This window comes from Streptomyces hirsutus (assembly GCF_001418415.1).
In the GTDB taxonomy this organism is placed as follows: domain Bacteria; phylum Actinomycetota; class Actinomycetes; order Streptomycetales; family Streptomycetaceae; genus Streptomyces; species Streptomyces hirsutus.
Genome location: NZ_LIQT01000109.1, coordinates 1 through 9,607, shown reverse-complemented (window position 1 = coordinate 9,607; position 9,607 = coordinate 1). Strand labels below are relative to the sequence as shown.

Sequence of the window (9,607 nt, the reverse complement as noted above, 5' to 3'; positions counted from 1 at the left end):
CCCCGCGCCCCGCACACCCGGCCGGCCGGAGCCCCCGGGCCGGTGTTGGTCCGGGCTTCAGGCCGATGCCGGGACGTCCCGGGCCGAGATCTGGGCGACGGTGGTGAGCAGGCTGCGCCGGAAGGTGGCCACGAAGCCCTCGACCGTGTCCGTCTCACGCGGACGGGTCAGGTACGGCTTCAGCTTGCGCTCCACCTCCTGGACGCCCGGCTGCGCCGCCATGTGCCGGGCGACGGCCTCCAGGTCGCCGGTGTACTCGATGACCCGGACCAGGGTGTCGTCGCGCAGGAACACCGCGGTGGCCACGATCGTGCCGGCCTGCCCACCCGAGGCGTCCTCGACCCTGCTGCTCGGCACCCGCCTGAAGTTGCCGAAGATCTCCGTGAGCTCCTTCTCGTAGCCCGGCTCGATGTCGTACGTGATGGCCGCGAACGGCATGGCTGTCGCCCCTTCTCTCCAGGTTCCGGTGCGTCGGTGCCCGCACGTCGGGGGCCGGCGGGCGGCCGGTCCCCCTCCAGCACAGCCGCGCCGCCTCGGGCCGGGCTCGAACTCCCCTCGCTGGAGGGGATTTCGAGTGGCTCTCCAGACGGCGGTGCGACGTTCCCTGGCGACCACCGACCCGTTGGGAGGGACACCGTGCACCGCACCCTGATCGTCGCCAAGCTGCGGCCGGACAAGACGGACGACATCGCGAAGATCTTCGAGGACTCCGACTCGACCGACCTGCCGCACATGATCGGCGTCAGCCGCCGCACGCTCTTCAAGTTCCACGGCCTGTACTTCCACCTCGTCGAGGCCGACGAGGACATCGGCCCCCGCCTCTACCGGGCCCGCAGCCACCCGCTCTACGACGACATCAACACCCGGCTCGCCGAGTGCGTGGAGCCCTACGACCCGGACTGGAAAGAGCCCAAGGACGCGATGGCCGACCCCTTCTACATCTGGACCAAGGACGGAGGGCGGATCCAGTGACCACCGCCATCACCCGCACCGTGAAGGTGGCCGCCGACGAGGTCGAGGCCAACACCAAGCGCGGCGGCGACATCCGCGTCACCCTCAGCCCCAAGACGGTCGGCTGCGGCTCCGGCTTCGGCGGCGTCATGACGCTCGAGCCGGGCGACTTCGTCACCGAGCACTTCCACCCGTACTCCGAGGAGTTCCTGCACGTCATCGACGGCCGGCTGGAGATGACGATGGACGGGCGGGAGGTCGTGACGCTCGGCCCCGGCGACTCCCTGCTGGTGCCGATCGGCGTCCGTCACCGCCTCGTCAGCACCGGTGACGTCACCGCCCGCTGCGCCTTCCACCTCTCCCCGCTCGCGCCCCGCCCCGAGCTGGGCCACGTCGACACCGAGCAGGCGCAGCGCCCCGAGCAGGCCAATCCGGACGTGGGCGGTGCCCGGTGACCCGACGCGCCGTCATCACCGGCATCGGCGCGGTCGTGCCGGGCGGGGTCGGCCGTGAGGCCTTCTGGCGGACGTTGTCCGAGGGGCGTACGGCGACCCGCCGGATCACCCTGTTCGACCCGGCGGCGTTCCGCTCGCAGGTCGCCGCCGAGGTCGACTTCGACCCGGCCGCCGCCGGACTGACCCCGCGTCAGATCCGGCGGATGGACCGGGCCGCGCAGTTCGCCGTGGTCTCCGCGCGGGAGGCGGTGGCCGACAGCGGTCTCGCGCCGGCCGCCGTCGACCCGGAGCGCATCGCGGTCAGCCTCGGCAGCGCCGTCGGCTGCACCATGGGCCTGGAGGAGGAGTACGTCACCCTCTCCGACAGCGGCCGCAAGTGGCTCGTCGACCACGAGTACGGCGTACCGCACCTGTACGGCTACATGGTGCCGTCCACGCTGGCCGTCGAGGTCGCCTGGGAGACCGGCGCGGAAGGGCCGGTGGCCCTCGTCTCCACGGGCTGCACCTCGGGCCTGGACTCGATCGGGCACGCGGTGCAGCTCATCGAGGAGGGCTCGGCCGACGTGGTGATCGCCGGTGCCACCGACGCGCCCATCTCGCCCATCACCTCCGCCTGCTTCGACGCCATCAAGGCGACCACCCCGAACAACGCCGACCCGGAGCACGCCTCCCGCCCCTTCGACGGGGAACGCGACGGCTTCGTGCTCGGCGAGGGCTCCGCCGTCATGGTCGTCGAGGAACGCGAGGCGGCCCTCGCCCGGGGGGCCCGGATCTACGCCGAGATCGCCGGGTTCGCCGGCCGCAGCAACGCGTACCACATGACCGGACTCAAGCCGGACGGCCGGGAGATGGCCGAGGCCATCACCGTCGCCCTGGACCAGGCGAGGCTGGACCCGACCGCGCTCGACTACATCAACGCGCACGGCTCCGGCACCAAGCAGAACGACCGTCACGAGACCGCCGCGTTCAAGCGCAGCCTCGGACAGCACGCCTACGACATTCCGGTCAGCTCCATCAAGTCGATGGTCGGGCACTCCCTGGGCGCGATCGGCTCCATCGAGGTGGCCGCCTGCGCCCTGGCGCTGGACCGCCAGGTCGTGCCGCCCACGGCCAACCTGAAGACCCGGGATCCGCTCTGCGACCTGGACTACGTGCCCGTCACCGCACGCGAGCACGCCATGGACGCCGTGCTCTCCGTCGGCAGCGGGTTCGGCGGCTTCCAGAGCGCGATGGTGCTCGCCCGGCCCGGCACCGCCGCGGCCGCCGCGGGCAGAGGGGAGTGAGCATGACCGCGCAGGCCGCACCCGTCGTCACGGGACTCGGCATCTTCGCGCCCACCGGCATCGGCGTCGAGGCGCACTGGGCGTCGGTGCTGGCCGGCAAGTCCGGCATCGGCCGCATCGGCCGCTTCGACCCGTCCTCCTACCCCGTGCGGTACGCGGGCCAGGTGCCCGGCTTCGACACCGCCGGACACGTACCCAGCCGGCTGATCGCGCAGACCGACCACTGGACGCACCTCGCGCTGGGCGCCGGCGAGGCCGCCCTGGCCGACTCCGGCGCCGACCTCACGGCCGTCCCCGAGTACGAGATGGCCGTGGTGACCTCCTCGTCCTCCGGCGGCACGGAGTTCGGGCAGAAGGAGATGACCGCGCTCTACCAGCACGACCCCGGCTGGGTCGGCGCCTACCAGTCCATCGCCTGGTTCTACGCCGCCACCACCGGCCAGCTGTCCATCCGCCACCGCATGCGCGGCCCGTGCGGAGTGCTCGCCTGCGAGCAGGCCGGCGGGCTCGACGCCATCGGCCAGGCCAGACGGCTGGTCCGGCGCGGCTCCCGGCTCGTCCTCACCGGCGGCACCGACGCCTCGCTGTGCCCGTACGGCCTGACCGCGCAGCTCTCCACCGGCCGGCTGTCCACCGTCCCGGACCCGGAGCGGGCCTACCTGCCCTTCGCCGAGGAGGCCTCGGGCCACCTGCCCGGCGAGGGCGGGGCGATCCTCGTCCTGGAGAGCGCCGAGGCCGCCGCCGGGCGCGGCGTGGGCACCGGCTACGGCCGGGTCCTCGGCTACGCCGCCGGATTCGACCCGGCACCCGGCTCCGGCCGGCCGCGCGCCCTGCGCCGCACGGCCGAACAGGCCCTCGCCGACGCCGGGCTGGCACCGTCCGACATCGACGTCGTCTTCGCCGACGCCTCCGGCGTACCGGCCGACGACCGCGACGAGGCCGAGGCCGTCACCGCCGTCTTCGGCCCGCACGGCGTCCCGGTCACCGCGCCGAAGACGCTCACCGGCCGGCTGTACGGCGGCGGCGCCCCGCTGGACGTGGCCACCGCGCTGCTCGCCCTGCGCGAGGGCGTGATCCCGCACACCGCCCACGTGAGCGAACCGGCCCCCGGACTCACCGTCGACCTGGTCACCGGCGCCCCGCGGGAACTGCCGCTGCGGCACGCCCTGGTCCTGGCCCGCGGCCACGGCGGCTTCACCTCCGCCCTGGTACTGGGCCGCTGAATCCACCGACACCGCCGAACCCACCGAAACCGCTGTACCGACCTCCCCCGCCCCTACCGTCATCGAGGAGTTGTGATGGCCGGCCACACCGACAACCACATCGTCATCGACGCACCCATGGACATCGTCTGGGAGATGACCAACGACGTCCCCAACTGGCCCCACCTGTTCAGCGAGTACGCCTCCGCCGAGGTCCTGGAGCGCGACGGGGACACCGTCGTCTTCCGGCTCACCATGCGCCCCGACGACGAGGGCAACGTGTGGAGCTGGGTCTCGAGGCGGACCGGCGACCCCGTCACCCGCACCGTGCGCGCCGAGCGCGTGGAGACCGGGCCCTTCGCGTACATGAACATCCACTGGGAGTACTCCGAGGAGCCCGGCGGCGGGGTCCGCATGCGGTGGATCCAGGACTTCCACATGAAGCCCCAGGCCCCGGCGACCGACGACGCGATGACCGAGCACCTCAACATCAACACCAAGGTGCAGATGGCGCTCATCAAGGAGCGGGTCGAGGCCGCGGCCCGCGTCCTCACCCGCTGAGGAGCACCCCGTGCTGAATGTCCTCGCCCCCGCGCTGCTGCTGCTCAACGGGCTCGCCGCCGGCGTCCTCCTCGGCACCCAGCTCGGCGGCTTCCCCTACCTCGCCTCGCTGCCCACCGACCGCTACGTGCACGCCCACGCCTTCTTCGGGCAGCGCTACGACCCGGCCATGCCGTTCTGCCTGGTCGGCACGGTCGTTCTGGACGCCGTCCTGGCCGTGGGCACCGCGGACACCGCGGCGCGCACCCTGTTCGCCGCGGCCGGGGTGCTCGCCGCGGCCACCGCCCTCATCTCGGTCACCAAGAACGCCCCGGTCAACCGGTGGATGCGGACCGTCGACCCGGAGCACCTCCCGGAGGACTTCCGCGACCCGCGCCGCGAGTGGGGCGCCTGGAACCACCGGCGCAGCCTGCTCACCATCACCGCGCTCGTCGTGAACTGCGCCGCGCTCGGCTTCCTGCTCTGACCCACCCTGCTCCGACCCACCCTGCTCCGCCCCACCGTCCGACCCGCCCCACGTATCGAGAACGTCGCGTACGACGATTACGGAGGAACACCCATGGATCTCGGCCTCAAGGGCAAGAAGGCCCTGGTCACCGGCGGCACCCGAGGTGTCGGCCGGGGCGTGGTGCTGGCGCTCGCCCGCGCCGGTGTCGACGTCGTCACCTGCTACCAGAAGGAGAGCGAGTACGTCACCTCCCTGGAGCGCGAGCTGAAGGAGACCGGCGGCGACCACCACGTGCTGCGCGCCGACCTGTCCCGGCCGGAGGAGATCGCCGCCCTGCTGACCCGGGTCCGCGAACTGCACGGCGACCGCCTCGACCTGCTGGTCAACAACGCCGGCGCGATCAGCCACATCCCGTACGCCGAGCTGCCGCTCGAGGAGTGGCTGCGCATCCTCAACACCAACGTCACCGGCGCCCACCTCGTCATCCAGCACGCCCTGCCGCTGCTCGGCGAGGGCTCCTCGGTGGTCTCCATCGGCTCCCGCGCCGTCGACGCCGGCATACCGCTGCGCGCCCACTACACCACCACCAAGGCCGCCCTGGTCGGCCTCAACCGCTCGCTCGCCAAGGAGTTCGGCCCGCGCGGCATCCGCTTCAACGTCGTCGCGCTCGGCGTCATCGAGACCGAGAACTTCCACGCCATGCCCGAGGAGCAGCGCAAGGTCATGGCCGAGCGCTACGGCGCCAAGACCGCCCTCGGCCGGCTCGGCACCCCCGACGAGGTGGCCGGCGCGATCATGTGGCTGGCCAGCGACCTGTCCCGCTACGTCACCGGCAACACCATCGGCGTCGACGGGGGGATCTCCTGATGGCCTTCCGCGTGATGCTGCGCATGGAGATCGAGCCCGGCAAGGAGTCCGCCTTCGAGCAGGCGTGGCTGGCGGGGACCGGCGCGGTCACCGGCCACCCGGCCAACCTGGGCCAGACCCTGTCCCGGGAGGACGGCCCCGGCAGCACCTACGTCATCGTCAGCGACTGGGTGGACGAGCCGCGGTTCCGCGCGTTCGAGGAGAGCCCGGCCCACCTCGAACACCGGGCCACGCTCCACCCGTTCCGCAAGGGCGGCACCTTCCACGTCATGGAGGTGCTGCACCGCGTCGAGGGAAGGGCGGCCGCCGATGCCCGGTGAGGGAGGTGCCGGTGCCGTGGGCGGGGGGCCGGGCGGCGGGGTGCGGGTCGTGGTCTACCAGGCCGCGTACGACGAGAAGGAGCTCGCCGCGGTCCGCGCCGCCTACCACCGGGTGAGCGAACGCCTCGCGGAGGTGCCCGGCATGCTCGGCAACGAGCTGCTGCGCAGCCCCCAGGACCCGAGCGCGCTCGCCGTGCTGAGCCGCTGGGAGTCGATGGAGGCCTTCCTGGCCTGGGAGGCCGGCGCCGACCACCGCCAGGACACGGCACCCCTGCGGCCCTTCCGCGACACCCGCACCGCCGCCCCCTTCGCCGTCTACGAGGTCGACGCCACCTACTGAGCACGGGCGCCCCGACGGGGCGCCCGTCGCGCGTACCGCCCTTCGTCCCACACCTCCGACGAGCACGCCCGAAGAAGCACGCCCGACGAGCACGCCCGAAGAAGCACGTCCGAGATCACAGAGAAGAGAACTCACCATGGCGAACCGCCAGTTGGCGTTCATCGGCCTCGGCAGCATGGGCGGCGGCATGGCCCGGCGCCTGCTGGAGACCGGGCACACCCTGACCGTCTTCAACCGCACCGCGCGCAAGGCCGCCCCCCTGGTCGAGGCGGGCGCCCACCTCGCCGACGCCCCGGAGCGCGCGGCGGCCGGCCACGACGTCGTCCTGCTCAGTCTGAGCGACGAGAAGGCCGTCGAGGAGATCCTGTTCGGCCGGGTGGTGCCGGTGCTGGCGCCGGGCGCCCTCGTCGTGGACACCTCCACCGTCTCCCCGGGCTACGCCCGCGAGGCCGCCGCCCGGCTGGCGGAGAAGGGCCTGCGCCGGGTCGAGGCCTGCGTCGTCGGCAACCCGCTCCAGGCCCGCAAGGGCGAACTGCGCGTGTTCGTCTCCGGAGCGGCCGAGGACCTGTACGCGATCCGCCCGGTCCTGGAGGCCATCGGCAACGAGGTCGTCCACGTCGGCGCGCCCGGCACCGCCGCGAGCATGAAGCTCATCCTCAACCTGCTGCTCGGCGCCCAGGTCGCCGCCCTCGCCGAGGCCGTCGACTACGGCACCGCGGCCGGGCTGGACCGCGACCAGCTGATCGGCGTGGTCGCGGCGAGCGGCTTCAGCTCCATGGTGATGCGGTTCCGCGCCGACCTGATGCTCAAGCGCACCTACGAACCGGCCTTCTTCCGCTCCGAACTGATGGAGAAGGACATCCGGATCGCGATGGAGGCGGCCGCCGAACTGGGAACCGCCATGCCCGTACTGGGCACGGTGCGGGAGCGGTTCGCGCAGGTACTGGCCGCCGGCGACGGGGACAAGGACGCGTCCGTCCTGGTCGAACACCAACCGAAGCAAGGAGGGTGACACTGTGCTGAGCACCACCCGGAGCACGCTCCGGAACACCGATGTCCTGGTGGTCGGCGGGGGACTCGCAGGGCTGTCGACCGCCGTCTTCCTGGCCCAGCAGGGCGTGGACTGCCTGCTCGTCGAGCGGCAGCCCGAGCTCTCCGGCCACCCGCGCGCCCGCGGGGTCCATCCGCGGGCCATGGAACTGATGCGGGCCGCCGGCATCGAGGACGAGATCCGCGCTATGCCCTCCGCCCGCCGGCTCGTGCACAACTCCGGTGTGATCGCCGCCCGTTCCCTGGCCGGGCCCGAACTGGGCTCGCTGGACGACAAGTACGTCATGGACGTCGGCGCCGACGTGGCCTCGCTGTCCCCGACGCCCTGGTGCCTGTGCCACCAGGGCGAGCTGGAGGACGTGCTGCGGGACCGCGCCGAACGTCTCGGCGTGGCCCTGCGGTTCCACACGGAGCTGCTCTCCTTCGAGCAGGACGGCCCCGAGGGCGAGGAGGTCACGGCCCGCGTCAGGGACCACGCCACCGGCGCCGAACGCACCCTCAAGTCCCGTTACCTGGTCGCCGCCGACGGTGCCCACAGCGGCGTCCGGGACGCGCTCGGCATCCCCTTCGACGGCGAGGTCTTCGGCCACTACATCAACGTGCACTTCCGCGCCGACCTCACCGAACAGCTCGCCGGCCGCCGGTTCCTGATGTGCTACACCTTCAACGAGCAGGTGCGCGGCGCCCTGATGCCGCTCGACAACAGCACCGACTGGCTCCTGCACATCTCCTACGACGCCGCCAGCACGGACGCCGGCTCGTTCACCGAGGAGCGGTGCGCGGAGCTGGTGCGGGCCGCCGCCGGCGTCCCGGACCTCGATCCGCGCATCCTGTCCGTCTCCCGCTGGGAGGGTGCCGCCCGCACCGCCGACCGGTTCCACGGCGAGCGGGTGTTCCTGGTCGGCGACGCGGCCCATGTGATGCCGCCCAGCGGCGGTTTCGGCTCCAGCACCGGCATCCAGGACGCGCACAACCTGGCCTGGAAGCTCGCCGCCGTACTCGACGGCTGGGCCGGTCCCGCGCTGCTGACCAGCTACGACGAGGAGCGCCGGCCGATCAGCGAGGCCACCGTCGAGCAGGCCGTGCTCCGCTCCCGCGACCGGCTGCGGCTGCTCGACGAACCGGGCGGGCGCCGCCCCGCCGATCCGGGCATCGTCGAGGACGCCCTGGTGTGGCTGTCCTGGCGGTACCGCTCGTCGGCCGTCACCGCCTGGGACGAGAGCGTGCTGCCCGGACACGGCGTCTGGTCCGCCGAGAACGACGGCCGGCCCGGCAGCCGTGCCCCGCACCTGCGGCTGCGCAGGGGCGGCGCCGAACTGTCCGCGCTGGACCTGTTCGGTTCCCGGCCGGTGCTGCTCACCGGTCCCGACGACCGGGCCTGGCGGGAGGCGGTGCGCGCGGTCGCGCACGACCTGGACGTGCCGCTCGCGCTGTACGGCATCGGGACGGAGGTGACCGACATCGAGGACCGCTGGCCCGAGCGGTACGGGGTGACGGCACAGGGCGCGGTCCTGGTCCGCCCGGACGGCGTGGTGGCCTGGCGGTGCGCGGACGCACCGGTCTTCGCCGACAGGACCCTGCGCACGGTACTGGCCCGGCTGCTCGGCCGGGACGCCGCGGGAGAAGCGGCGGGGACGACACGACGAGAGGGGAGTGGGGAGCGGTGACGCACAGGGTGATCCTCCGGATGGAGATCGTCCCGGAGCTGGCCGAGGACTTCGAGCGGACCTGGGGGGAGGTGGGCGAGGCGATCTCCCGGGAGCCGCACAACCTCGGGCAGACGCTGGTACGGGACACCGAGGAGCAGGGCGTGTACTGGGTCCTGACCGACTGGACGGACGAACCCCGCTTCCGCGCCTTCGAGACGAGCCCCGCCCACGTGGAGCACCGGCAGCGGCTGCGGCCGTACCGCAGGGGCGGTTCGATGAACGTCACCGAACTGGTCCGGCACATCCACCCGGCACGCTCCACCGCCTGACCGGTACGGAGGACGCCGGCCGCGACGCACCGAAGGGCGCCGGCCGCGAGGGGAGGAACCCTCCTCGCGGCCGGCGCCCTTCGCCGTACCCGAACGTCCCCGGCACGCACCGCACGCACCCGCACACGGGGCGGGGGCCCGGCCGGGCCCCC

At 72.9% G+C, this 9,607-nt stretch carries 13 protein-coding genes and 1 pseudogene; 13 read left to right on the top strand and 1 reads right to left on the bottom strand.

Annotated elements, in window-relative coordinates:
* Window positions 1-57: 57 nt before the first annotated feature.
* A complete protein-coding gene (locus tag AOK11_RS09350; RefSeq protein WP_055593199.1) occupies window positions 58-438 on the bottom strand; it encodes a SchA/CurD-like domain-containing protein in 381 nt (126 codons plus the stop codon).
* Window positions 439-636: 198 nt separating this feature from the next.
* Here AOK11_RS09350 and AOK11_RS09345 point away from each other — a divergent pair, with 198 nt between their 5' ends.
* The 13 genes and pseudogenes from AOK11_RS09345 (at window position 637) to AOK11_RS09290 (ending at window position 9,455) form a co-directional block, all read left to right on the top strand.
* Window positions 637-972, top strand: coding sequence for a TcmI family type II polyketide cyclase (locus tag AOK11_RS09345; RefSeq protein WP_055593198.1), 336 nt, complete (start codon window positions 637-639; stop codon window positions 970-972).
* The gene (locus tag AOK11_RS09340; RefSeq protein ID WP_055593197.1) at window positions 969-1,406 is read left to right on the top strand and encodes a cupin domain-containing protein; all 438 of its coding nucleotides are present in this window, start codon (window positions 969-971) and stop codon (window positions 1,404-1,406) included. Before AOK11_RS09345 ends, AOK11_RS09340 begins: the two co-directional genes overlap by 4 nt.
* Window positions 1,403-2,689, top strand: a complete 1,287-nt coding sequence (locus tag AOK11_RS09335) for a beta-ketoacyl-[acyl-carrier-protein] synthase family protein (protein WP_055593196.1) — start codon at window positions 1,403-1,405, stop codon at window positions 2,687-2,689. Before AOK11_RS09340 ends, AOK11_RS09335 begins: the two co-directional genes overlap by 4 nt.
* A 2-nt stretch (window positions 2,690-2,691) precedes the next feature.
* Complete coding sequence (locus AOK11_RS09330; protein WP_055593195.1) at window positions 2,692-3,912, top strand: ketosynthase chain-length factor; 1,221 nt, start codon at window positions 2,692-2,694, stop codon at window positions 3,910-3,912.
* A gap of 75 nt (window positions 3,913-3,987) precedes the next feature.
* Window positions 3,988-4,452, top strand: a complete 465-nt coding sequence (locus AOK11_RS09325) for an SRPBCC family protein (protein ID WP_055593194.1) — start codon at window positions 3,988-3,990, stop codon at window positions 4,450-4,452.
* Window positions 4,453-4,462: 10 nt separating this feature from the next.
* Window positions 4,463-4,918 (top strand): anthrone oxygenase family protein, encoded by a 456-nt coding sequence (locus AOK11_RS09320; protein ID WP_055593193.1) that lies wholly within the window; start codon window positions 4,463-4,465, stop codon window positions 4,916-4,918.
* A gap of 93 nt (window positions 4,919-5,011) precedes the next feature.
* Window positions 5,012-5,767: an SDR family NAD(P)-dependent oxidoreductase gene (locus tag AOK11_RS09315; protein ID WP_055593192.1), complete on the top strand. Its 756-nt coding sequence runs from the start codon at window positions 5,012-5,014 to the stop codon at window positions 5,765-5,767.
* Window positions 5,767-6,087, top strand: a complete 321-nt coding sequence (locus AOK11_RS09310) for an antibiotic biosynthesis monooxygenase family protein (RefSeq protein WP_055593191.1) — start codon at window positions 5,767-5,769, stop codon at window positions 6,085-6,087. Before AOK11_RS09315 ends, AOK11_RS09310 begins: the two co-directional genes overlap by 1 nt.
* 16 nt (window positions 6,088-6,103) lie before the next feature.
* The gene (locus AOK11_RS09305; RefSeq protein WP_240497269.1) at window positions 6,104-6,427 is read left to right on the top strand and encodes an antibiotic biosynthesis monooxygenase family protein; all 324 of its coding nucleotides are present in this window, start codon (window positions 6,104-6,106) and stop codon (window positions 6,425-6,427) included.
* A 136-nt stretch (window positions 6,428-6,563) separates the two neighbouring features.
* Window positions 6,564-7,439 carry an NAD(P)-dependent oxidoreductase gene (locus tag AOK11_RS09300; RefSeq protein WP_055593189.1) on the top strand — a complete coding sequence of 292 codons (876 nt, stop codon included), beginning with the start codon at window positions 6,564-6,566 and terminating at the stop codon, window positions 7,437-7,439.
* Window positions 7,420-8,544, top strand: a pseudogene (locus AOK11_RS46380) (FAD-dependent oxidoreductase); the annotation flags it as partial. The gene AOK11_RS09300 and the pseudogene AOK11_RS46380, both read left to right, overlap by 20 nt.
* A gap of 15 nt (window positions 8,545-8,559) precedes the next feature.
* Window positions 8,560-9,144, top strand: coding sequence for an aromatic-ring hydroxylase C-terminal domain-containing protein (locus tag AOK11_RS46375; protein ID WP_338058919.1), 585 nt, complete (start codon window positions 8,560-8,562; stop codon window positions 9,142-9,144).
* On the top strand, window positions 9,141-9,455 hold the full coding sequence (locus AOK11_RS09290; protein WP_240497268.1) for an antibiotic biosynthesis monooxygenase family protein: 315 nt from the start codon (window positions 9,141-9,143) through the stop codon (window positions 9,453-9,455). Before AOK11_RS46375 ends, AOK11_RS09290 begins: the two co-directional genes overlap by 4 nt.
* Window positions 9,456-9,607 lie beyond the last annotated feature (152 nt).

Coding starts and splice junctions, on each gene's coding strand:
- AOK11_RS09325 (WP_055593194.1), top strand. CDS start 3,988: ATGGCCGGCCACACCGACAACCACATCGTCATCGACGCACCCATGGAC.
- AOK11_RS09310 (WP_055593191.1), top strand. CDS start 5,767: ATGGCCTTCCGCGTGATGCTGCGCATGGAGATCGAGCCCGGCAAGGAG.
- AOK11_RS09350 (WP_055593199.1), bottom strand. CDS start 438: ATGCCGTTCGCGGCCATCACGTACGACATCGAGCCGGGCTACGAGAAG.
- AOK11_RS09300 (WP_055593189.1), top strand. CDS start 6,564: ATGGCGAACCGCCAGTTGGCGTTCATCGGCCTCGGCAGCATGGGCGGC.
- AOK11_RS09315 (WP_055593192.1), top strand. CDS start 5,012: ATGGATCTCGGCCTCAAGGGCAAGAAGGCCCTGGTCACCGGCGGCACC.
- AOK11_RS09330 (WP_055593195.1), top strand. CDS start 2,692: ATGACCGCGCAGGCCGCACCCGTCGTCACGGGACTCGGCATCTTCGCG.